Source organism: Corynebacterium sp. (genome assembly GCF_022712275.1).
Classification (GTDB): Bacteria; Actinomycetota; Actinomycetes; order Mycobacteriales; family Mycobacteriaceae; genus Corynebacterium.
The window spans coordinates 1-22900 of record NZ_JALAGU010000048.1 but is presented as its reverse complement, the minus strand read 5'-3'; the positions used below and the strand labels follow the sequence as shown (position 1 = coordinate 22900).

23 protein-coding genes are annotated in these 22900 nt (G+C 67.9%); 8 read left to right on the top strand and 15 right to left on the bottom strand.

Annotated elements, in window-relative coordinates; translation table 11 throughout:
• Positions 1-2 precede the first annotated feature (2 nt).
• Positions 3-815: a hypothetical protein gene (locus Q0A27_RS11325; RefSeq protein ID WP_291475543.1), complete on the top strand. Its 813-nt coding sequence runs from the start codon at positions 3-5 to the stop codon at positions 813-815.
• Between the two features lie 72 nt (positions 816-887).
• Here Q0A27_RS11325 and Q0A27_RS11320 read toward each other — a convergent pair whose 3' ends face one another.
• The 5 genes from Q0A27_RS11320 to Q0A27_RS11300 form a co-directional block, all read right to left on the bottom strand.
• Positions 888-2102: an NAD(P)/FAD-dependent oxidoreductase gene (locus tag Q0A27_RS11320; protein ID WP_291475541.1), complete on the bottom strand. Its 1215-nt coding sequence runs from the start codon at positions 2100-2102 to the stop codon at positions 888-890.
• Between the two features lie 12 nt (positions 2103-2114).
• Positions 2115-2306, bottom strand: a complete 192-nt coding sequence (locus Q0A27_RS11315; protein WP_291475540.1) for a rubredoxin — start codon at positions 2304-2306, stop codon at positions 2115-2117.
• A gap of 59 nt (positions 2307-2365) precedes the next feature.
• Positions 2366-2533, bottom strand: a complete 168-nt coding sequence (locus tag Q0A27_RS11310; protein WP_291475539.1) for a rubredoxin — start codon at positions 2531-2533, stop codon at positions 2366-2368.
• An 83-nt stretch (positions 2534-2616) separates the two neighbouring features.
• Entirely contained in the window at positions 2617-2985 is a 369-nt protein-coding gene (locus Q0A27_RS11305; RefSeq protein WP_291475538.1) for a hypothetical protein, read from the bottom strand.
• 1 nt (position 2986) lies between these two features.
• The gene (locus Q0A27_RS11300; RefSeq protein ID WP_291475536.1) at positions 2987-4285 is read right to left on the bottom strand and encodes an alkane 1-monooxygenase; all 1299 of its coding nucleotides are present in this window, start codon (positions 4283-4285) and stop codon (positions 2987-2989) included.
• Positions 4286-4782: 497 nt separating this feature from the next.
• Here Q0A27_RS11300 and Q0A27_RS11295 point away from each other — a divergent pair, with 497 nt between their 5' ends.
• Both Q0A27_RS11295 and lepB read left to right on the top strand, forming a co-directional pair.
• Positions 4783-5676, top strand: a complete 894-nt coding sequence (locus Q0A27_RS11295) for an ABC transporter ATP-binding protein (RefSeq protein WP_291475532.1) — start codon at positions 4783-4785, stop codon at positions 5674-5676.
• A 10-nt stretch (positions 5677-5686) separates the two neighbouring features.
• Positions 5687-6478 (top strand): signal peptidase I, encoded by a 792-nt coding sequence (gene lepB, locus Q0A27_RS11290; protein WP_291475530.1) that lies wholly within the window; start codon positions 5687-5689, stop codon positions 6476-6478.
• A gap of 5 nt (positions 6479-6483) precedes the next feature.
• On the opposite strand, the gene Q0A27_RS11285 is transcribed toward lepB, so the two are convergent.
• Together Q0A27_RS11285 and Q0A27_RS11280 are read right to left on the bottom strand one after the other, a co-directional pair.
• Positions 6484-7080 (bottom strand): response regulator transcription factor, encoded by a 597-nt coding sequence (locus Q0A27_RS11285; RefSeq protein ID WP_291475603.1) that lies wholly within the window; start codon positions 7078-7080, stop codon positions 6484-6486.
• Positions 7081-7097: 17 nt separating this feature from the next.
• On the bottom strand, positions 7098-8327 hold the full coding sequence (locus Q0A27_RS11280) for an ATP-binding protein (protein WP_291475529.1): 1230 nt from the start codon (positions 8325-8327) through the stop codon (positions 7098-7100).
• A 131-nt stretch (positions 8328-8458) separates the two neighbouring features.
• Between Q0A27_RS11280 and Q0A27_RS11275 the strand changes: the two genes are divergently transcribed.
• Both Q0A27_RS11275 and Q0A27_RS11270 read left to right on the top strand, forming a co-directional pair.
• Entirely contained in the window at positions 8459-9523 is a 1065-nt protein-coding gene (locus Q0A27_RS11275) for an ABC transporter permease (RefSeq protein ID WP_291475528.1), read from the top strand.
• Positions 9523-10149 (top strand): ABC transporter ATP-binding protein, encoded by a 627-nt coding sequence (locus Q0A27_RS11270; protein ID WP_291475527.1) that lies wholly within the window; start codon positions 9523-9525, stop codon positions 10147-10149. Before Q0A27_RS11275 ends, Q0A27_RS11270 begins: the two co-directional genes overlap by 1 nt.
• Before the next feature lie 22 nt (positions 10150-10171).
• Here Q0A27_RS11270 and Q0A27_RS11265 read toward each other — a convergent pair whose 3' ends face one another.
• The 4 genes from Q0A27_RS11265 to Q0A27_RS11250 form a co-directional block, all read right to left on the bottom strand.
• Complete coding sequence (locus Q0A27_RS11265) at positions 10172-11410, bottom strand: dicarboxylate/amino acid:cation symporter (RefSeq protein ID WP_291475526.1); 1239 nt, start codon at positions 11408-11410, stop codon at positions 10172-10174.
• 109 nt (positions 11411-11519) lie between these two features.
• Positions 11520-13058: an alkaline phosphatase gene (phoA, locus tag Q0A27_RS11260; RefSeq protein WP_291475525.1), complete on the bottom strand. Its 1539-nt coding sequence runs from the start codon at positions 13056-13058 to the stop codon at positions 11520-11522.
• A gap of 214 nt (positions 13059-13272) precedes the next feature.
• On the bottom strand, positions 13273-15609 hold the full coding sequence (locus Q0A27_RS11255) for a hypothetical protein (RefSeq protein ID WP_291475524.1): 2337 nt from the start codon (positions 15607-15609) through the stop codon (positions 13273-13275).
• Between the two features lie 132 nt (positions 15610-15741).
• Complete coding sequence (locus tag Q0A27_RS11250) at positions 15742-16371, bottom strand: sugar O-acetyltransferase (protein WP_291475523.1); 630 nt, start codon at positions 16369-16371, stop codon at positions 15742-15744.
• Between the two features lie 118 nt (positions 16372-16489).
• Here Q0A27_RS11250 and Q0A27_RS11245 point away from each other — a divergent pair, with 118 nt between their 5' ends.
• The 3 genes from Q0A27_RS11245 to Q0A27_RS11235 all read left to right on the top strand — a co-directional run bounded on the left by Q0A27_RS11245 (position 16490) and on the right by Q0A27_RS11235 (position 19112).
• A complete protein-coding gene (locus Q0A27_RS11245; protein WP_291475522.1) occupies positions 16490-17758 on the top strand; it encodes a cystathionine gamma-synthase in 1269 nt (422 codons plus the stop codon).
• Complete coding sequence (locus Q0A27_RS11240; protein ID WP_291475521.1) at positions 17755-18615, top strand: hypothetical protein; 861 nt, start codon at positions 17755-17757, stop codon at positions 18613-18615. The genes Q0A27_RS11245 and Q0A27_RS11240 overlap by 4 nt, the downstream gene beginning before the upstream one ends.
• 188 nt (positions 18616-18803) lie before the next feature.
• Complete coding sequence (locus Q0A27_RS11235) at positions 18804-19112, top strand: YdeI/OmpD-associated family protein (protein WP_291475601.1); 309 nt, start codon at positions 18804-18806, stop codon at positions 19110-19112.
• A 157-nt stretch (positions 19113-19269) separates the two neighbouring features.
• On the opposite strand, the gene adhP is transcribed toward Q0A27_RS11235, so the two are convergent.
• From adhP to Q0A27_RS11215, 4 genes are all read right to left on the bottom strand, one after another.
• Positions 19270-20295, bottom strand: coding sequence for an alcohol dehydrogenase AdhP (gene adhP / locus Q0A27_RS11230; RefSeq protein ID WP_291475520.1), 1026 nt, complete (start codon positions 20293-20295; stop codon positions 19270-19272).
• 248 nt (positions 20296-20543) lie between these two features.
• On the bottom strand, positions 20544-21347 hold the full coding sequence (locus Q0A27_RS11225) for a hypothetical protein (protein WP_291475519.1): 804 nt from the start codon (positions 21345-21347) through the stop codon (positions 20544-20546).
• Positions 21344-22075: an ABC transporter ATP-binding protein gene (locus Q0A27_RS11220; RefSeq protein WP_291475518.1), complete on the bottom strand. Its 732-nt coding sequence runs from the start codon at positions 22073-22075 to the stop codon at positions 21344-21346. Before Q0A27_RS11220 ends, Q0A27_RS11225 begins: the two co-directional genes overlap by 4 nt.
• Positions 22076-22081: 6 nt before the next feature.
• A complete protein-coding gene (locus Q0A27_RS11215) occupies positions 22082-22825 on the bottom strand; it encodes a hypothetical protein (RefSeq protein WP_291475517.1) in 744 nt (247 codons plus the stop codon).
• Positions 22826-22900 lie beyond the last annotated feature (75 nt).

The window sequence follows — 22900 nt, the reverse complement described above, 5'->3', positions numbered from 1 at the left end:
GAATGGCCGAGAACACCGGGTACGACGGCGCCGACAACGCCGACTACGACGACGCCAACGATGAGCAGCAGGAGAAGTCCGGCAGGTCGGTGGCATGGCCCACCGTCGCACTGTCCGTCGGGCTGTCGGCACTGGCCTCGGCCGTGGTCATCGGCGTGGGGGCGGCCGTGATGATCGCCAACACGAATGATCCGCAGGTCACCCTGGTCCAGGGCGACGGCACCACGAACGCCGGTGTGACCTCCAAGAAGGACGACAACACCACCACCGCGCAACGTGCCACCACCAGCGCGAAGCCGACCTCCACCAGCGCCGCCGGTGCCGGAAGCTCGGGCTCCGGCAGCTCCGGCAGCGAGCCCGTCCGCATCAACGGTGGCGGCAGCGCCCCGATCGACGACGCCTCCGCCGGCGAGAGCGGGGGTGACAGCGACAGTGGTGCCTCCGCCCGGTCCGGCGGCGCCGACATCCCGGCCCAGCCCTCCAACAGCGAGCTGAAGAACCAGATGGAGACCATCCTCGCGCAGGGTGCCTCGGATGACACGATCGCCGCCAACCTGGAGAACCCGGCCGGCGTGCAGACGATCAGGGACGCCGGTGCCGCGATGCGCGCGGTGCCGATCTTCCGCTACGAGATGGTCGACCCGGTGGTCGTCGAGGGTGACCAGATGACCGCCACCATCCAGATGTCGATGGTGGGTGTGGGAAGCAAGCCACCGACCGACCTCTACTACGTCGCGAAGGACGGCAAGTGGGTCCTCACCGACGAGTCGGTCTGCCTCATTGCCTCGCAGGCCCGCGTGTCCTGCACGGTCTAGCAGCGTCGACACGGCAGGAGTGAACCCCCGGTCCGTCATGGACCGGGGGTTCTTGCCGTGATGTCTGGTGTTCTACCCGGCGAGGACGGTGCCCAGGGCACTCTTCGCCGAGCGGACCTCCGGGCTGCGTCCCACCGTGGTGACGCCGACGACCGTGGGGCCGGCACCTGTGTCGCTGACGGTGAAGACCACCAGCTCCTCGGGTGAATCGAGCACGACGTGCTCGGTGAGGCCGTCACCGGCACCGGTGGTGCCGAGGACGTTGAGCATGTGACCGTACTGCTTCGTCCAGCCCTTCTGCGGGGTGTCGAGGAAGGACGCGGCGTCCTGCCCGTTGTCCCCGCAAGTGAGCTGGGTGGCGACGATGCCGGCCAGAGTGCGGGCGGAGCCGTCGTCCTCCGGTCGGATGATCCGCCCGTCAATGGTGTGGATCTCGGCGCAGTCGCCGGCGGCGAAGATGCCGGGCACGCCGGTCCGACCCTGCTCGTCGACGATGATGCCGCCGCCGACACCCTCGCCGACGGCCAGGCCGGCGTCCTCGGCGATCATGGTGTCGCGCACCGCGCCGACCGAGACGATGACCACCGACGGTGCCAGCTCTTCCACCGCGCCGGGCAGCACCTCGGGGGAGACACCGCAGGTCACGGTGACATTGTGCTCACCGTGCCGGTCCCGCAGCCAGCGGGACGCCGACGGCGGGAGGATGCGTCCGCAGACCTCGGGGGCGAGCTCCAGGACGTGGACCTGCGCCTCGCTGAGGGTGGACGCCGCGGAGGCGGCCTCGAGTCCGAGGACGCCACCACCGATGACCACCACAGTCTCGTCGGCGGTGAGCTCGAGCAGGCGGGACCGCAGCGCAGTGGAGTGCTCGGGGGTGCGGACGTAGTGCACGTCGCGACCGTCGAGCCACTCGACCTCCAGTAGCCGGGGGCCGGCGCCGGTGGCGAAGACCAGCTGGTCGAAGTGGCGTGTGGTGTTCCCGGCGGTGAGGGTTCGGGCCTCGGCGTCTACCGCGGTGACGCGGGTGTTCAGGTGGAGGGTGACGCCGGGGGTCTCGAAGACTCCGCCGGGCAGTGCGACATCGGCGGGCGACTTCCCGTCGAGGAGGATTCCCTTGTTCACCTCAGGACGCCGGTACGGGGCATGCGCCTCAGTGGTGAAGACGTCGATGGTGAGGGCGTCTGTGGCGTCCCCGGGGCCTTCCGGCTGTGCCGACGCTGCCGTGGGCAGGGACTTGACGAGGGTGTGGGCGGCGACGCCGCCGCCGATGATCGCGATGTGGGTCATGAGTGCCTCCGGTCAGCCGATCTGGACCATGTCGAAGTCGACCTTGGCGGCACCGCAGTCCGGGCACTCCCAGTCGTCGGGGATGTCCTCCCAGCGGGTGCCGGGCGGGAAGCCTTCCTCGGGGTCACCCTTGGACTCGTCGTAGATGTAGCCGCACTGTGCGCATTCCCAGACCTTGTAGTCGGTGATGGTGGAGGTGCTCATGATGGATTCCTTTCTCGTGGAGTGCTGGGGCGTACCGGGGGGTACTGATGTCTGCCGGGTCAGCTGACCTGGTCGAAGTCGACCTTGTCGCGGACGCCGCAGTCGGGGCAGAACCAGTCCTCGGGGACCTCTGCGTCCCAGTCGAAGCCGGGTGCGAAGCCCTCGGAACTGTCGCCGACAGCGGTGTCGATGCGGTAGTCGCAGCCGGGACACTGGTAGACGGCCATGGTGATCTCTTCTCTTCAGTCGTAGGTGTGGATGCTGTTCCGTGACGTCGGTCCGGTCGGTCCGGTCGGTCCGGTCGGTCCGGTCAGGACGTCGGCGCCGGGCCGGCCGCGCCGCCGGCACCGGCGGTCGGGTCGATCGGCTTGCGGTTCTTCGGACGCGGGATGACGTGCGTGGAAGGCTCGCCCGGTCCGCGGAACAGGCCGACGACGCCAGGGAGGAGGAAGAACAGCGAGATGAGCAGGAACCAGGGGTAGGCCTCCTCGAGGAAGGCGGTGCCCGTGGCGCCCAGGGTGCCGAGCACGATGACGATGACGCCGAGTATTGTCAGCGCGATGCACATCGCGTAGTGGAACGTCGGGTTGGTCTTCTTCTGCGGCGGGGCGGCGGTGACGGGGATGTTTCCGCCACCGGCGGCGCGGAGGGCCTCGAGGTCAGGAGTGGAGGTGGTCATGTCAGGCCACCGTCGCCTTCTCGGCCCGGGCCTGCTCAGCGGCGATGCGGTTCCACTTCTTGCGGAGCTTCGCGGCCTTCGGCGGGTGCAGGTTCGCCCGCTCGATGTCGTAGTTGTAGTACTGCATGAGGCGCTTGTCCATGATCCAGGACCACACCGGCGGGACGGCGGCGGCGGCGATCATCGTCGCGTAGCCGGCGGGCAGCTCCGGGGCGAAGACATCCGAGCGCAGCGACTGGTAGCGGCGGGTCGGGTTGGCGTGGTGGTCGGAGTGACGCTGCAGCTGGTACAGGAAGATGTTGGTGGTGAGGTTGTCGGAGTTCCAGGAGTGCTCGGGGGAGCAGCGCTCGTAGCGTCCGTCCTCGAGCTTCTGACGCAGCAGACCGTAGTGCTCCAGGTAGTTCACGAACTCCAGCAGGGCGATGCCGATGACGGCCTGGAGGATCATGTAGGGCAGGATGCCTAAGCCGAAACCGACGACCAGGGCGACCCACAGGACGGCCGTGATGAGCCAGGCGTTCCAGACGTCGTTGTCCAGGTTGAACTGGCCCTTCTTGGAGCGGGCCAGGCGGGTCTTCTCGACGTTCCAGGCACGCGGGATCTGCTTCGGGATGGAGCGGATCAGGTAGACGTAGGCGTTCTCACCCATGCGGGAGCTCACCGGGTCTTCCGGGGTGGCGACCTTCACATGGTGGCCCTTGTTGTGCTCGACGTAGAAGTGGCCGTAGGCGGGGACGGCGAGGACGATCTTGGCGAGCCAGCGCTCGAAGCCGGTCTTCTTGTGGCCGAGCTCGTGGGCGGCGACGATGCCGATACCGGAGGTCATACCCATGGACCAGGCCAGGCCGAGGTTGTCGTACCAGGTCAGGTCACCGGAGGTCCACTTCCAGCAGCAGAGGAGGAGACTGGCGAGCATCACCGGGAAGTAGAGGTAGGAGACGATGCGGTAGTACTTCGTCTCCTCGAGCTGGGGGACGAACTCCTCGGGGGCGTTCTCGCCGTCACGGCCGAGGACGAAGTCGCCGATCGGGATGAGGACGAACACGGCTACGGGGCCGAGGAACCAGGTGGCATGCTGGAAGAACGCCGGGGCGTTGATGGCGATCATCCACTCGGCGAGAGCCCAGATGAAGATCGGGATGGCGGCCGGGACGATGCTGAAGATCCAGGCGTACTTCTTCTTGTCGATCCACTTCTGCTCGTCGGCGGTGAGGCGGTGTTCGTAGGTGGCGTCGGGACTTCCGTTGCCGCCGGCGGTGTCACCGCCGCCGGCGAGCGGCTTGGATTCGGTCGTAGTCATGTTCCCCTCCGGGGGTTGTGGTGCGTTCCGGAGGTGAGTGTGACCTTACCTCCGATGGGCTGCAGATTGTGTTCTGTAGCACACGTTCCAGATTGTGTTGTAGACCATACGAGATATTTTTGTGCGCAACAACCGATTCGGAAAAGATACTTTCGGGTATGTTGTCGCGACGCTGTGAAATGGGGAAATACGTCGGTGTAATAGTCTGTACGAGTGCGGCGGGCGCCTCTGTGGTGACCTCCGTGACCGCCTGGTGGTGGCGTGAAGGCGTGTCCGAAGGTGGGCGCCGGGAACGACTCGACCGGTTGGTCGGGTCGGCTGATTCCACCCCCTCGGGTCGCACCTGGGTCAGGGGCTGCGGGGTGGTTCGCCGGTGTCCTTCCACCCCGAGGCAACCGACCTGGAGAGGCGGACTCGCGATGTGCACCGCCGCGTACCAATCAATGAGATTAGGAGTCCGTTAGACGGGAAAAGGCAGGTGGAGTAACCTGCCCCGCATGACTGAGACCACCACCGATGCCCCCGCCCCTGCACCCACCGACTCGCTCGAAGCCACAGCAGCCATCGTCATCGACGACGTCACGATCCGCCGCGGACCGAACACCCTCGTCGAGAGCTTCAGCGTCACCATCCCGACAGGTACGCACTGGGCGGTCCTCGGCCCCAACGGCGCCGGCAAGTCCACCATGCTCAAGATGGCCGGCGGGCGCCTCTACCCGACGACCGGCACGGTGCAGATCCTCGGTGAGGAACTCGGCCGCACCGCCGTCCAGGACCTGCAGAAGCGCATCGGCTACGTCGACCCGAAACAGCGGCTTGACGACCTCACCGCCGAGGAAATCGTGCTCTCCGGTGTCTCCGGCTCCAACGGTTACATCCAGCGCTTCAAGTACACCGACGAGCACCGCGTCCGCACCGCCGAGCTCCTCACGCTCGTCGACATGGGCCACCGTGCCGACCGCACCTGGCGGCAGATGAGCCAGGGCGAGAAGGCCCGCACCCTCATCGCCCGTGCTTTGGTCACCGAGCCGGAGATGCTGCTGCTCGACGAGCCCTCCACCGGCCTCGACCTGCCGGGACGCGAGACACTGTTGCGCGTCGTCGACGACCTGCGTGCGGCGATGCCGGGGCTCACCACCGTCCTGATCACCCACCATGTGGAGGAGGTCGCGGCGTCAACCACCGACGTGCTCATGGTCAAGAACGGTGGAGTGCTCGCCTCCGGTCCGACGGAGCAGGTCATGACGGCGGAGAACCTCGGCGTCCTCTATGACATGGACGTGCAGCTTGAACGCGTCCGCGGACGCTGGTTCGCGTTCAGCGACGGAGTCGGGACGTCCCGCGAGTCCCCTGAGGCGTTCCGCCACGTTCCGGCCGCGGGCACCGACTAGGGTGGCACGGGTGAGTGACGACAACGACAAGACCGTGCCGGACGCCGACACCGACGGAACCGCTGACACTGCTGAGGCGACCACGGCGGACACGTCCGACAGGTCCGCCAAGCCCGCGAAGGAGAAGCGCCCCGCCTGGGTCGAGTACACCGTCACCATCGTGGTGGCCCTGGCGATCCTCGGCCTGGTGAACACCTTCGTCGGACGCCTGTACCAGATCCCCTCGGAGTCGATGGAGCCCACGCTGGTCGGCTGTGAGGGCTGCACGGGTGACCGCATCGTCGTCGACAAGGTCTCCTACCGCTTCAGTGATCCGTCGCAGGGCGATGTCGTCGTCTTCGCCGCCCCTGAGGGCTGGGAGGACGGCTGGACCTCCGGACGCTCCGACAATGCGGTGATCAAGGCGGGGCAGGACCTGCTCTCTGCCGTCGGATTACTCGCCCCCGACGAATACACCCTGGTCAAGCGGGTCATCGCGACCGGCGGTCAGACCGTCCAGTGCCTCGAGGGTGATGAAGGTGTGATGGTCGACGGCGAGCAGGTCGACGACTCCTACATCCTGGATCCCCCCGCGTACAACGTCGATCCCCGGTCCGGTTCCGAGGCCTGCGGTGGCCCGTACTTCGGGCCGGTCACCGTCCCGGATGACGCCGTGTGGGTCATGGGTGACAACCGCACCAACTCCAAGGACTCCCGCTACCACCAGGACGCCGCGGACGGCGGTTCCGTCCCGGTCGACGACATCGTCGGCAAGGCGCAGTTCAAGGTCTGGCCGCTGAGCCGCATCGGCGGCATCAGCTAGATCAGCTAGATCAGTTTCCTGACCTGCGCTTCGGTCACTGCGGCGGTGCGGTTGTCGACTCCGAGTTTCCGGTAGATGTGTATCAGGTGGGTCTTCACCGTCGCCGGGGAGATGAACAGGGAGGACGCCACCTCCCGGTTGGACGCCCCCGTCGCCAACGCCCGGAGGATCTCGGTCTCCCGACGCGACAGGGCCAGGTCCGGATGGCCGACACGTCGGGCCAGGGCAGCGCCGACCTCAGGGGAGAAGGTCGGTTCACCACGGGCCGTGGACATCACCGCACGGTGGAGGTCAGTTTCCGGGGCGTCCTTGAGCAGATAGCCGCGGGCCCCGGCAGCGAGCGACTCGACGATGTCCGCCTCACTGTCATAGGTCGTGAGGATGAGCACCGGGGGACCATCGGCGGCGACCAGTGCTTTTGTTGCGGTGATGCCGTCCATCCCCGCCATCTGGATGTCCATGACGATGACATCCAGGGTCGTGGCATCGGCGTTCACCGCTGCGGCACCGTCCGCACCCTCGGCGACCACGGTGATATCGCCGAAGCTGTCGAGGATTGCCCGTAGACCGGCGCGGACCACCGGGTGGTCGTCGACGAGCATCACCCGCACAGGACCGTTCACGGCTGCACATCCCCGGTCGGCACGCGCACGGCGACGACGGTGCCGGCCACCGTGCCGGACACGGTGGAGTCCACGGTGAACTCGCCGCCCACAGCGGCCACCCGGTCCCGCATCCCGGCGATACCGTAGCCGCCCAGCTCGGTACGCTGCACGGACGCCGGGTCGAAGCCGCAGCCGTCATCGAAGACGTCGAGGGTCGCCTCGGTGTCCCACACCCCGAGAGTCACCCGGATGCGGGACGCCCCGGCATGGTCCACCGCATTCGTCACCGCCTCCTGCGCCACCCGCAGCAGTGCCTCGCTGACCGGGGCGGGGAGTGCCGTGGCCTCCGCCTCCTCCGCGTCGAGGTCGACCGTGGTGGACGCCCCCAGCGCCCGGGCGCGCCTGGCAGCGTCCTCGGTGAGCTGGCGCAATGACTGAGACAAGGGGGTCGTCGTCATGGCGGCCGCACATTCGGCGACCAGCGCCCGGGTCTGGATGAGGTTGTCGTGGGCGGTGGAGGTGATGACGCTGAGCTGGTCGGTGGCATCCCCGGTCCGCCCCTGGTCAATGGCGGTCCGGGCGGCGCGGGAGAGCAGCAGGACAGAGTTGAAGCCCTGGGCGAGGGTGTCGTGGATCTCGCGGGAGAGCCGTTCACGCTCGGCGAGGCGTCCTGCCTGGTTCTCCGCGGCGAGCAGCCGGTCGCGGGTGGCGACGAGCTGCTCGGCGACCTGCCGGTGGTGTTCGACCTCGCGGGTGAGCCGCAGGTAGGTCCAGTAGGCCACTCCGGCGAAGAGCACGCCGATCGCCGGGCCGAGGACGCCGCCCACACCACTGCGCTGCCCGGTGATCAGCGGAACACCGGCGGCCACCACCCAGCATCCGACGACGGCCAGCGCCCCGGCGACCGACCCGGTGAGCGACAGGACGACGAAGACGAGGGGGAAGAGCAGCCACACGGCGTCTGCGGAGAGACCGACGAGCACCGCCCACAGCCCCAGCGCCACGGCCAGCCAGGGCAGCGCGAACCGCCGCAGGCCAGGACTGGTCTGTCCGGCCACCGTCCCCGCGAGGTACACGACAGCCAGCAGGGCGGTGAGGACGATGACCGCGATCCGGCGGGCGGGGGAGGCGTCGGCGGCGTCGGAGGCGAAGAACTGCACCAGGGAGACGACGAGCAGGGCGGCGAAGACAAGGTGCAGGGCGAGCCGGAGGGTCTCCAGCAACTGGGCGAGCGGGGTGGTCACGACCTCCAGCGTAGGGCGGGCGACGGGGCCGGGGATCGACCGATCGGTTGAGAAACAGACCACCCGCCGAGGTGATGTGCCGCAGCGTCCCGGGGCGAAGCATGGGACTCGGCAACAGAAAGGAGAATGCCGTGTACCTGGCATTCCGGGACATCCGCGCCGCCACCGGCCGATTCGTCCTCATCGGGTCCGTCGTCGGACTCGTCACCCTGCTCATCGTCATGCTCACCGGACTCACCGCGGGCCTGGGGAAGCAGAACACCTCCGCCCTCGAGGCTCTCCACCCCGACCGGTTCATCGGTACCACCGGTGAAGACGGCTCCTTCTCCTTCGCCGGATCCTCAGTCGGACAGGACGCCGCGACCACCTGGGCAGGGACCACCGGGGTGGACGCCGTGACGCCGTTGGGCATCACCCAGACCAGGATGACCGCCAGTGACGGCGGGACACGCTCCACCGGAACCGTCGCCGTCTTCGGTCTGCCCGCCGGGACCACGGTGGGCGGGGCGACGGTGTCCGCCGACGCCGCGCTGCTGCCCCCGGCTCTCAGGGGTATCACCGGGGACGCCACCTCCGTCGACCTGGGTGGTGTCGACGTGCCGGTCGCCCCCTCCACCGCCCCTGAACTGCAGTACAGTCACCTGCCGGTGGCGCTGGTGGATCTCGGCACCTGGCAGGCCGTCGCCCACACCGATGACCCGACCGTGCTCATGGCCGACGGTTCCTCCGCCGACTGGGACGCCACCGCAGCCGCCACCGGCACCACTGCCCTCACGGTGAAGGACTCCTTCTCCGGGTTGAGCGCCTACACCTCTGAGCGTGGTTCCCTGGTCGCGATCCAGGGGCTGCTCTACGGCATCTCCGCGCTGGTCATCGTGGCCTTCCTGTCCGTCTGGACGATTCAGCGGACCCGCGACATCGCCGTGCTGCGGGCACTGGGGGCAACGAAGGCCTATGTCTTCCGTGACGCTCTCGGCCAGGCTGTCGTGGTCCTCGTCGCCGGAGTGGCGGTGGGCGCACTCGCCGGGCTGGGGCTCGGCACAGTCGCCGGGTCCATGGTGCCTTTCAGCCTGTCCGCGACGACCGTGGTGGTGCCGTCGGCCGGCGTCCTCATCCTCGGTGTGGTCGGCGCACTCGTCGCCACCCGCCGCGTCCTGTCCACCGATCCCCGCATCGCCATGGAGGCGACATCCTGATGACGAACACACTCACCCTGACCGACGTCAGTGTCCGCTACCCCGACGGTGACCGCACCGTCACCGCACTCGACCATGTCTCTCTCACCGCCGCGCCGGGGACTGTCACGGCAGTGGTCGGCGAGTCCGGCTGCGGCAAGTCCACACTGCTCTCCGTCGCCGCCGGACTCACCGTCCCGGACGCAGGGCAGGTGCACCGCGACCGCACCGGCATGGTCTTCCAGTCCGCGAATCTCTTCAGTTCGCTACGGGTCCGTGAGCAGCTGCTCATCGTCGACCACATCCAGGGCAGGCGTCCTGGTGCCACAGAGAAGAGGAAAGCTGACGCACTGCTGGAGCGCGTCGGCCTGGGCGGGTACGGTGACCGCCGCGTCCACCAGCTCTCCGGTGGTCAGCGCCAGCGGGTGAATATCGCCCGCGCGCTCACCGGATCCCCCCGGGTGCTGCTTGCCGACGAACCGACCTCGGCACTGGACGCCGCGCTCTCCCGCACGATCGTCGAGCTGCTCCGTGGTCTCACCGACGAGCTCGGACTGGCGACCGTCCTCGTCACCCACGACCGTAGCCAGCTCGATGTTGCGGATGCCGTGGTGACGCTGCGTGACGGGGCAGTCGTGGCGTCCTGATCAGTTCCTGATCAGTTCTGGATCAGTTCCGGGCGTCCGTGATGGACTCGGCGGCGGCCTCGTTGATCTCCGCCTCGCGGGAGTCCATCCCGAGCTGACCGCCTGAGATCTTGTTGACGATCAGGGCGATCGCGCCGTCGCCGGTGACGTTCGCGGCGGTGCCGAAGGAGTCGATGGCGATGTAGGCCGCGATCATGATGGCGATCTGGTCCTGGTCGAAGCCGAGCTGGTCACCGAGGACGCCGACGGCGGCCATGATCGCACCACCGGGCACACCCGGGGCGGCGATCATCATGATGCCGAGCAGCAGCAGGAAGCCGATGAACTTCCCGGTGGAGACGTCTATGTCGAACATGTGGATCACGGCCAGGGCGAAGAGGCTGATCTTCATCATCGAGCCGGCGAGGTGGATCGTCGCACACAGCGGGACGGTGAAGCCGGCGACGTTCGGGGAGACACCGTTCTTCTTCGTGGCTTCCAGGGTGACCGGGATGGTCGCCGCCGAGGAGGAGGTGCCGAGCGCGGTGGCGTAGGCGGGCATCATCGTCCACAGGGCCTTGAAGGGGTTCGTCTTCGTGATCGCGCCGGTGACCAGGTACTGGGCGATGACCAGAAGGACCGTCATGACGACGGCGAGGATGAGGACCTTGATGAACGCACCGATGACGTCCAGCAGGGTGCCGTTCATGCCCATGCCGAGGAAGGTGCCGAAGACGAACAGCGGCAGCAGCGGGATGACGAAGACCTTGATGACCTTCATGACGATGCCCTCGAGCTCGTTCACGCCGGCACGGAGGACCTCGGAGCGCACCGCGGTCATCGCGAGGCCGATGCAGAAGGCGAGGATGAGGGCGGTCATCACCTCGAAGGGTGCGGGCATCTCGATGTCGAAGTAGGTGGTCAGTGCACCTTCGTCGATGTCATCGAGGGTGTCGAGTGACTTGTCGCCGAGCAGCCAGTTGTAGGACGCCGAGGCGACACCGAAGGCGACGAGACCCGAGATGATGGTGGACGCGTAGGCGATGCCGGCGGTGAGGCCCAGCCACTTGCCTGCGCCGCGGCCGATGTTGGCGATCGCCGGGGTGATCAGCGAGAAGATGAGGACCGGGATGAACAGTCCGAGGAAGTTGCTGAACAGTCCGTTGAAGGTCACGAACACGCGGCCCAGCCAGTCCGGGAAGAACAGGCTGCAGAGGATGCCGAGGATGATGGCGACCACAATGCGGAAGAGCAGCATGCCGCTGAGTTTCTTGAACGTCATGGGGTGACTGTAGGACGCTGCCACCATGTGAAACAAGATGTTCACATGGTGGCAGGGGTAGAGTATGGCGGTCGGTGCGGGTCGGTGACCGCGTCCGGGGGAACTACAACTAGTCCTCGAGCCCCAGTGCGTCCGCGATGGTGAAGTGCAGGTCGGTCTGGTCGGTCAGGCCGGTGGCGTTTGCCGCGCCCGGGCCGTAGGCCGCGAGGCGCAGCTGGGTGCCGGTGTGACCCTGGTCGGTGGTGTCCTGGTTGTCGGAGGTGGCGTAGGCGACGGTCATCTCCGAGCCGTCCTTCGTGGTGAGATTGCGGGACAGACCCGGGTAGACGGAGGCGCGGGCCTCTTCGACGGAGACGCCGGCGTCCTCGGCGATGCCCTCGATGTCCTCCTCCGACACCGGGGCGACGATCTGGCTGGTGTGCGCGTGATCGGCGGTGACGAGGACGAGGGTCTCGCCGTCGGCCTCGGCGAACTCGAGGGCCTTCTGCACCGCCTCGTCGAGGTCGACGGTCTCGCCGATCTGTCCGCAGGGGTTCGCCGCGTGGTCCTCCTTGTCGATCGAGGCACCTTCGACCTGCAGGAAGAAGCCGTTCTCCTTGCCGTTGTCGTTCTCGGAGAGTAGGTCGATGGCCTTGGAGGTCATGTCGGCGAGCAGCGGCACCTCGGCGGTGCGCTCCGGGTTGTCGGTGCAGGTCTCCGCGGGCTGGAGGTAGCCCTCCTTCACCGCCTTCTCACCTTCCCAACGTACCGGCATATTGCCGTCGCTGAACAGGCCGAGGACCGGGGCGTCCTGGTCGGCGGCGGTGATCTCGTCGAGCTCGGCGGCGGTCGTCGGCAGCTGGTAGCCACGTTCGGTGGCCTGCTCGATGAGGGTCTTCCCCTCCCAGTCGCCGGCTTTGGCGGTCTGTCCGAAGCTTTCGGCGCCACCACCGAGGGTGACGTCGGCGCGGGTGTCGAGGATCTGCTCGGAAATGGAGCCGGAGCCCCCGTTCTCCAGCAGGTCATCGCCGCATTTCTCGGTGTCCTCCGGGCCGTAGCACTTGCGCTGTTCGACGTGTGCGGCCTGGACGGCGGGGGTGGCGTCCTGGATCTCGGCGGTGGAGACATTGCCGGTGGCCAGGCCGGCGTCCTTCGCCTTCTCGATGAGGTTCTGCTGCGCCTCGCCGTGGATGTCGACGCCGATCGCGCCGTTGTAGCTCTTTGTCCCGGTGGCCCAGGCGGTGCCGGACGCGGCGGAGTCGGTGACGTAGTTCGGCGAGCCGTCCTTGTTCAGTGAATAGTGGGTGTACTGGCCGGAGACGGGGAGGGCGTCGATGCCGGCGAACTGGCCGGCGGCGCCTTCGGCGTAGTTACGTGCGGCGGTGATCTCGGAATCGCCCATGCCGTCGCCGATGAGGAGGATGACGTTCTTCGCGCCGGCGTCGCGCATGGCGTCCCGGATGTAGTCGGTCTGGTCGCCGTCGAGGCGTCGGGCACCACCGTTGGTGGTGATGTCGCCGTCGGCGGAGCGCTCGGCGAGGGCGCCGGCTTCGGAGGACGCCGCAGTGGCAGTGCTGTCGGTGCTGTCGTCATCCCCACTGCTGCAGGCGGCGGTGACGAGGAGGGTGGAGGCGCCGAGGGCGGCGAGAACTGTTCGTGAAACGGTCATGCTGCAGGACGCTACGGGCGACCGGTGAAGCGGTTATGAGCGCAGAAGTACGAGGTTCTTAACATGAGATGAACAGCCGTATAATCTACTCTTCCCCATGACGTTCACCTCATCGATCAAACACGTCCTCTCCCGTGGCGCCGTCGCCGCCGCCGGGACGCCGGACATCGACGACTGCAGCACGCTCGGTTCTGGTGCCGACAAGGGGGAGTGACTAGGAGGTGGCCTCGTCGGCGCCCTCAGTGTCCTCAGCGTCCTCAGTGTCCTCAGTGTCCGCAGCGGGATCGTCGACCGGCTCGCCGCTGGTGGCACCGGATTCGTCAGTCGGCTCGTCATCCTGGGTGGGGGACGCGGTGGTCGGCCCGGGAGAGGGGTCGGTGGCACCGCCCGATTCCGCAGGTGCCGTAGTCCCGGCGGACGGACGGATCACGGTCGTGTCGGTGGGTTCACCGGAGCGCCGGCTGGTGGCGTCGTCCTCGTCCAGGCCCTGGCCCGCCGGCGTGGTGGACGTGGAAGACCCGTCGGAAGCGGAACCTGAGCCGTCAGCCGATCGGCCGGCTGCTTCCTCTCCGCAGTCCTCGTTGTCCCCGTACTCCCCGGACTCCCCGGACTCGTCTGTACCGTCAGCGGTGTCGCAGGTGCCGGTGCCGTCCTCTGCATCGTCGGCGGATTCATCATCCTTGCCGAGACCCAGCAGATCACCGATCCACTTCAGATCGGACGGCAGGGTGACGCTCTTGGCCCAGTTCGTGAAGATCCGGTCCGGACGGGTGAGATCGTCCAGGGTGACCGTGCCCAGGCCGAAGGCGTTGTCCCAGGTCACGAGGCTGACCTTGGGGAGCAGGCCGGTGTCGGCATCGTCGGCGATCTTCTCGATCTGCGGCAGACTGAGCAGGTTCGGACGGGTCGAACCGTTGACGTCGACGCCCGGGAAGAAGACCACGCGGTGGCCGAACCACTCCACGGTCACCGGCTCGCGCAGACCGTAGTCCGAGGTCAACCAGGCTGCCGTGGTCTGCCGCGTGGTTTTCTCGGTGACTGCGTCACCGTCCTCGTCGAGGAGCGGGTTGCCCTCGTCATCGAGCACCGGAACCTCGACCTCCTCGGTCGTGACGTTCCTGGTCAGACGGACAAAGTCCTTGGCGAACTTCAGGCGTCCTTCCTCGCTGGTGATGTTGGTCATCAGGTCGTCGAGGAACGGGGTGGATCCAGCGTCCCCGGTGAGCTGCTTGACCAGGGCATCATTACCGAGGACGAGGGAGGACAGGTCGGTCAGGCCCCACTGGGTCTGGCGGGATTCTCCGACGACCGGGTCGCGCAGGTCCTCGTAGCGGTCGAAGGTGCCCAGGATGTTTGTGCAGGAGCCGAGGCCTTCAGCGGTGGCGGACGCGGAGATGCCGAAGCAGGAGACCTCCTTGAGCTTCGGGATGTCGAGGTTCTCGGCGGTGTCGAGGAGGTCCATGACCTCGTCGCCAGCGTACTTCTCGATGCCCAGATCGCGGAGCTTGGTGAGGTCGAGCGCCTGGCCGAACCAGGTCAGGCCGATCTCGTTGGTGTCCATGTTCAGTGCGGTGGAGATGCCGAGGGTGGAGTGCGCGATAGAGCTGCGTCCCTGGTCGGCACCGGCGAGAGCAGCGGCCGGAAGGCCGAAGAGCTTCTTGGCCTCGGCCAGGGCATTGCCGTCGCGCATCGCGGCGGCGACACTGATGCCGTCGCCGGCGATCGTGGCGGTGCCGCGGGGGCCGGAGGACGCCAGGTCGGGCAGCTCGACGGGGCGGGACGCGTCGTAGGTGTGGCCGGTGAGGTACTCGGCGATCTTCAGGGCGTCGGCGCGCCTCTCGAGGTTGGCGTCGTACTCGACGCTGACGGTTTCCCAGCCGATGCATAACCCGAGCAACCACTTGTTGCACTCTCCTCTTTCACTACGGTAGGCGGCCTCGTACGGCAGCGCCGCATCAGCCTGAACCTGCTCGTAGGAGCTGTACTCACCGAGCTTCGACGGGTCGATCCGCGGCAGGCCGAGCGCGCCGACGACGCTCTTGATGGTGTCGCTTCCCAGCGCAGCCGCGCTGAGGATCTCGAAGAGGTTCCGCTCGCCGAGCTCGTAGGTGTAACCGAGGATCTTGATGTCATCACCCAGGTCAACGGTCACGTTCTCCGCGGCAGACCCCAGTTCAATGTTGTCCGGCAGGACAATGGCGATGCCGTCGCCGGTCGCCCGGGAGCAGTCCGCGACCGCCACCGGGCGGGCGTCCTCCGAACCCTCCTCGGGCACCGGGGTGGAGCCGTCGGCGTTGCGGCAGACCTCGAGGTAGTCAAGGATCATGTCGTTGTTCAGCAGGTCATCGAGCTGATCCATGCTGAAGTCGCCGGTGTAGGAGTTCGCCGCAGATGCCGACGGGCCGACCGCCACGCCGACGCCCAGTGCGGTGACCGCGCCGAGACTGAGGATGCTGGTACGCCACTTCTTCCGCTGCATCGCAGTGGTGGCGAGCCCGGTGCGGGCGGATCGGGTGGAACGGGAAGCAGCGCGGTGGCGGGCGGAGCTCATGCAGGGAGCCTTTCGGTGGCGGAGTAGAAACTTCACCCGCACCAACCGGTTGCCCGGTTCTCCTGTTACCGGGGGTCGGCACCGGTGTTAAGTTGCTACCCCTGACCTTTTGGCGCGCAGGTGCCCGCTGTCCTACAGTTCCCGGACCACCCGCGCCGGCGTCCCCACGGCCAGCACCCCGGACGGCAGATCGCGGGTCACCACGGCACCCGCACCGACGACCACGTTGTCGCCGATGGTCACCCCGGCACATACCGTGACATTCCCGCCGAACCAGCAGTTCTCGCCGATGGTGATCGGCGCCCCGTACTCCCAGCCCGTCGCGCGCAGCGCATGGTCGGTCAGCGGGTGCAGCGGCGTGAGGAGCTGCACGCCCGGCCCGATCCGCGTGTCCTTACCTATACGCACCGGGCAGACGTCGAGGATCGTGGCGTCCACGTTGAGGAACACGCGATCACCCAGGTGGATGTTCGGCCCGTAGTCCACCCGCAGCCCGGGCCAGACCACGGCGTCCTTCCCGACCGAGCCGAGCAGGTCGCTCAGTATTTCCTCGTAGGACGCCACGTCCGCCGGGTCGGTCTGACCCAGTTTCCAGCATGCCGAACGGGCGGCCAGGCCCGCGGCGGCGATCTCCGGGTCATCGGCGTGGTACAGCTCCCCGGCGACCATGCGGTCCCACATGGAGCGCGGATCGGCGTCCACCTCAGCACGGAGGGCGGCGTCCGGAGCAGCGGGCACGGCGGCAGGATCAGATTCAACCATGCCAGACAGTATGCCGGACGCCGTGCCAGACAGCTCTGTCCGATAGGATGGCCTGCGCATGCACTGTCCCGGAACGTCGACCCGGGGCAACGACGAGAAGCACCCAGGAGAACACCCGATGACCAGCGCCGATCAGGCACAGCACGCCGAGCACGAGAACCGGGCGGACGCCGGTACCGCCGCGCGACGCGAGGCCGCACTCACGGCCGCGGCCCGGCTGACCGACGCCACCGGCCGCCCCTTCGGGTTCAACACCAACGCCATCCACTCCGGTTACGAGCCGGACGGCCAGACCGGTGCGGTCAACGTGCCCGTCTACACCTCCACCACCTACGCCCAGGACGGGGTGGCGCAGCTCCGCGGCGGTTTCGAGTACTCCCGCTGCGGCAACCCGACCGTCACCGCCGTCGAGCAGGCCGTCGCCGCCCTCGAAGGTGCCCGCTTCGGCCGCGCCTTCGGCTCCGGCATGGCCGCCACCGACACCCTGCTGCGTGCCCTGCTGCGTCCCGGCGACCACCTGATCCTCGGATCCGACGCCTACGGCGGAACCTTCCGCCTCATCGACACCACCTACAAGGAGTGGGGCGTCACCTGCTCCATCGTCGACACCGCCGACACCGCCCAGATTGTCGGGGCACTGGGTCCGGAGACGAAGCTGGTCTGGCTGGAAACGCCGACCAACCCGATGCTCGGCATCACCGACATCGCCGCCACCGCCGCCGCGATCAAGGACGCCGGCCACGGTGCGAAGCTTGTCGTCGACAACACCTTCGCCAGCCCCTACCTGCAGAATCCGCTGGCCCTCGGCGCGGACGTCGTCATGCACTCCACCACGAAGTACCTCGGCGGACATTCCGACGTGGTCGGCGGTGTGGTCGTCACCAATGACGAGGATCTCGACGGTGAACTGCTGTTCCTGCAGGGTGGCGTGGGTGCGGTGCCCGGCCCCTTCGACGCCTACCTCACCTACCGCGGGATCAAGACCCTCGGCGTGCGCATGGACCGCCACTGTGCGAACGCCCAGGCTGTCGCCGAGTTCCTGCAGTCCCGGCCCGAGATCCACACCGTCCTCTACCCGGGCCTGTCGGACCACCCCGGCCACGACATCGCCGCGCAGCAGATGAAGGGCTTCGGCGCGATGGTCTCTGTCCGCTTCGCCGGAGGGGAAGACGCCGCCCTGAAGTTCTGCGAGTCCACCCGGCTGATCTGCCTGGCGGAGTCGCTCGGTGGTGTGGAGTCCCTGCTGGAGCACCCGTCGAAGATGACCCACCAGTCCGCCGCCGGCTCCGCCCTCGAGGTGCCCGATGACCTGGTGCGCATCTCCATCGGCATCGAGGACATCGACGACCTGATCGCCGACCTCACCCAGGCGCTCGACGCTCTGTGAGTGAGCGCCTGTATGACCCCGCCGACTGCTGCATCGGCATCCGAGCAGGACACAGCATCATCCATGTGACGGTGTGGCACCCGCAGTGGGGCTCGGCGAAGACCGCGGCGCTGCGTGCGGGACTGTTCGGTGCAGCTGTTTCTCCGGATGCCGCTCCCTCTGCCATGTCTTCTGGCGAGGACGCCACCCCGGACCCGGCGGTGGCGCGTCAGCTGCTGGAGGACGCCCTGGGTACCGCGACTGTCGCGACCTGGATCGGTTCGATCGAGGTCACCGACCATAGCCCGGACCGTGCCGTGAGCATGGCTGACCTGTGCGGGCTCGTGACGCGCATGGCGTCCTCCGCGAAGGATCCGGACGGGCATCCGACGCACACCGAGCTGCGCATGGAAGTCAACGGGGCGGACGCGGTGGTGCGCACGATCGTGCCGCTGGCGCCGACGGTCGCCCCGGGCCGTAACCACCATGTCGCGGTGACGCTGCATATCGACCCGTTCCGCTCGACGGAGCTCACCGGCGCGCAGGTCCGCTCCACCGTTCTCGCGCTGGAGGACGCCCTGTCGGCCACCGTCCGGGAGAACCGTGCGGGGCTGCTCGTCGCTGTGGTCCACCAGGAGGGTGCCGGGACCGGTGAACCCGGGGCCGGACTGGATGGCGTGGGCCGGCAGGATGCGGTGACGCTGCACTACTACCTGGGTATCGGCGCAGGTGACAGTGCCGACATGGCTGGTGGAGCCGACCTCGACCACATCCTCAACTCCCTGCGCGCCACGGTCTCCACCTGGGAACTCGGCGAGGCGTCCCTCGATGATGAGGTCGACCCGACCTGGACCGCGGTGCAACGCTACCGGGTGTAGGTGTTTCCTCCGCCTGCTGTTTCCCGTTTCCTCGGTGACTCCTCCCCGCCTTCCGCCGTGCAGCAGATCTGCGGAGTGTGTGAATGATTACACGCCAGCGTTCCCGCGTGCACTGATGTGTGACTGGGTGTGTGACTGGGTGTGAGTGAATCCCGCCCGGATCCGGTAGCGTCGTGTCCATGAGTGACGTGAGTGAAGTGGTCGTCTCCGGTGGTGTCGTCCACGAACTGCCCGATGACCTGCGCGCAGCGATCCTCGGCGGCGACCGTGGCGAGGGCGACGACGGCAGCCCGGCGGTCGCCCGCAGCGTCCTCGATCTGTGGGAGGCGTGCACCCCGTTGGGGCGCAACGAGTTCATCTGCTGGGTCGGGGACGCCAAGCAGGCCAGGACCCGTAACCGACGTATCCGTCGGACCTGTGAGGAACTGGAGGAGGGGAAGCGGCGTCCCTGCTGCTGGCCGGGCTGCAAGCACCGCGAGCGCACGGGCAGGGCGTGACAGCGACCGTCCCGCCGTATCGGCACTACGCAATGTCGGCAACGCGCAGCGTGAGGCTGTTCTGACCCGGGTCAGAACAGCCTCACGCTACGTACTGCGGACATCTCGGACATCGGTGGACATCGGTGGACATCCGCAGGAGGGGGTAAGCAGCGGATCAGTAGCGGATCGCCATACGTCCGTCGATCTTGCCCTTCTCCATGTTGGTGAAGACCTCGTTGACGTCATCGAGGCGGCACTCGGTCACCGTCGGGTGGATGAGGCCACGGGCATAGAAGTCCAGCGCCTCGACCTGGTCCTGGCGGTCACCGACGAGCGAGCCGCGGATCGTCAGACCCTTGAGCACGATGTCGAAGATCGGGGCGGGGAACTCTCCCGGGGGCAGGCCGTTGAAGACGATGGTGCCGGCGCGGCGGGCCATGTTGATCGCCTGGCCGAACGCCTGGGGGTGCACCGCGGTGACGAGGATGCCGTGGGCACCGCCGTCGGTGTACTCCTGCACGGCCTCGGCCGGGTCGACCTCGGCGGCGTTGACGGTGAACTCCGCACCGTGCTTCTTCGCCAGCGCCAGCTTCTCATCGGCGATGTCGACGGCGATGACGCGCATGCCCATGGCCTTGGCGTACTGCACGGCGAGGTGACCGAGACCACCGACACCGGAGATGACCATGAACTGGCCGGGCTTCGTCTCGGAGACCTTGAGGCCCTTGTAGACGGTGACGCCGGCGCAGAGGATCGGGGCGACCTCCAGCGGGTCAGCGCCTTCCGGGATCTTCGGGGCGAAGCGGGTGTCGACGAGCATGTAGGTGCCGAAGGAACCGTCGACGGTGTATCCGCCGTACTCCGCGTTCGGGCAGAGCGTCTCCCAGCCCTTCAGGCACTGGTCACAGTTCCCGCAGGCGGACCAGAGCCAGGCGTTGCCGACGATGTCGCCGACCTTCACGGTGTGGTCGCCGGGTCCGAGCTCGACGACCTCACCGACACCTTCGTGGCCGGGAATGAACGGGGGCTCGGGCTTGACCGGCCAGTCGCCGTGGGCGGCGTGGAGGTCGGTGTGGCAGATGCCGGAGGCGATGAGCTTGACGAGAGCCTGGTTGTGTCCGGGAGTGGGCAGTTCGACGTCCTTGACGACGACGGGGGCGCCGAACTCCTCGACGACAGCTCCGGTGAACGTATCGGTCATGGGGCAGATCCTTCCGGTCGGGGAAAAGGTGTGACGGGACGCTAACAAGACCCCCGCTGTGACGACCAGAGCATTCTGCATCGGATCTGCGCCGGCCACGCCGGATCTTTCCTGCAAAGAACCATGTCAGACCCACCTTTTTCAGTGGATGTGATGCATTCCACACTTCTGGCCTCCGGGGGGTGCCGGGGGTGATTTTGCTGACAGTATCGCCATCAGGTACCGCCGAACGGTCACCTGTTATGTCGTCACAGTATTTTTCGTAGTGCCACTGTTCCGGTGCCCACCAGCACTGCAGCAACGAGGAAGACATAGAGCAGCGCGCCGTCCGGTCCCCAGGCCGGTTCCAGGGCGATATCCTGCCCCGTCGCGTACTGCCCGTTGAGAAAGGGCATCCACCCCAGCAGGTCGGCACCCTTCGGGATGTAGACCAGGGCGCTCTCGACGAGCAGTGACCACAGTGTCAGCACAGCGACCGCAGCTGCCGGCACCCGCACCAGTGCGCCGAGCCCCACCCCGATGCCGGACGCGGCCACCGCGTACAGCGGCACCGTCCACAGGAACCGCAGCCCGGCGTCCGACCCGATGGACACCGTCCCGTACACACCGGGGAACAGTGCCGGCAGCGTCACGAGCAGGGTGACCACCGCCACCAGCGAAGACAGGGCCGCGACCGCACCCGTGACGGCCCAGCGCGCGGGAAGATCCCACCGGATACGGGGCAGGAGGTGCCGTCGCAGCTCACCGACCGCACCGCGGGTGGACGTCGCCTGGGCGTAGGCCGCGACCACCGCATGCACCGTGATCCCCAACGAGATCACCCAGTACAGCGAGTTCGTGGTGCCTACCTCGCGGACCCGGATCAGGGCCTCGCCGAGTCCACCGGACCCGTCTCCCGGATCGCCGTGCAGCTTCTCTGCGACGGCGGCGACGACAACACTGACCAGCAGCGGGAGGACCAGGCCCAGGGGGAGGGACGCCCGGAGCAGCGGTCCCCGGCGTCCGCCGAGACGCACGGCCTCGGCCCGGGCACTACGCAGGAACGCACTCATCGCCGCACCTCCGCGGAACCGGCCGCGCGGGGGACGAGGGCGACCACGGCGTCCTCCAGACTGGAATGTTCCCCGCGCACCTCGTCGAGCGGACCGGCGGCCACGGTGTGTCCGGCTTCGAGCAGCATAACGGCGTCCGCGGACAGCTCGACCTCGCTGAGGTGGTGACTCGCGACGATGACGCACCGCCCGTCGGCGGCCAGTCCACGGAGCAGACGGCGCAGCCACAGCACCCCGGCGATGTCGAGGCCGTTGAGCGGCTCGTCGAGGATCACATTGGGCGGGTCGCCGAGCAGTGCGCCGGCGATGCCGAGACGCTGGCGCATCCCCAGGGAGTACCCGGACACCGCGTCATCGGCGACAACGTCGAGCCCCACGTCGGTGAGCCGACGGTCGACCTCGGCGGCGTCCAGCCCGGAGGCGGCGGCGAGCCACCGGAGGTGACGGCGTCCGGTGTGGCCGGGGTGCACGGCGGCGGTGTCGAGGAACATGCCGGTCCGGCGCCCCGGGGCGGGCCAGGCGTCCGGTGCTCTCCCGTCGACGAGGACGCGCCCCGCGGTGGGACGCCGCACCCCGCACAGCAGACGCAGCAGGGTGGACTTGCCGGTGCCGTTGAGTCCGAGGACGTAGGTGACCCGGCCGTCGGGGAAGGTCTGGGTGATGCCCCGCAGCGGGGTGACAGGTCGGCGCCGTCCGAAGGTACAGGTCAGGTCGGTGGTGGTGATCATGGCGGCTCAGGCGTTGCAGTAGACGGGCAGGCCGACGGTGCGGACGCCGGTACAGACCGAGGCGCTGGACAGTCGCCATGTTCCGTCGCGGTAGACGAAGGTGATCGGCAACGACACATCGGGTATTCCCTGTGACCAGGCGTTGAGGTGGGCGGTGACTGTGTCGCCGTCGCGTTCGACGGGGCCGGTGATCTCGGATCCGCCGCGGGGTGCGCGGAAGAGTCCGACGCGTGAGACGGTCTGCGGGACGATGAGGGCGTCGGTGGACTCGAGGTACTTCTCCTTCTCGGCGTCGGTGGCGTCGGACGCGGTGAGCAGGTGGACGATGTCGGTGAGTTCGTCGGTGCCCGGGGTGGGTACGCTGTCTGTGCCGTCGGTGGTGCCTGCGTCGGCTGTATCGCCGGTGCTTCCTCTGCCTTCCGCCGGTTCGCCGGCCGAGGCCCCGCCGGTAGCTGCGCCGGTCGATGCATCGGGTGCCGGGGCGGACGCCGATCCCGAGGCGGACCTTGAGGGCGTTGCCGACGGTGCTGCAGAGGATGTGGAGGTGGCGGAGCTGGACATGGCAGGCGCCTGCGATTCCGCGGACTGCCCGTCGGAGCCGACCGGCACCGTGGTGTCGCCGTCCCCGCCGGAGCGCTGCAGGGCGATGACGCCGACGGTGATGATCACTGCCGTGACCAGTGCGGCGCACAGGACAGAGACGAGGACGGTGGTCCGGCTTTTCAGGTCGGTGGAGGCTGGTCCGGGCATCGGGGTTTCCGTTCTCCCCGGGCTCGGACCCGGGGTGTCAGCTGGTGGGGGAGGTGGGGACAGGGAGAACAGTGG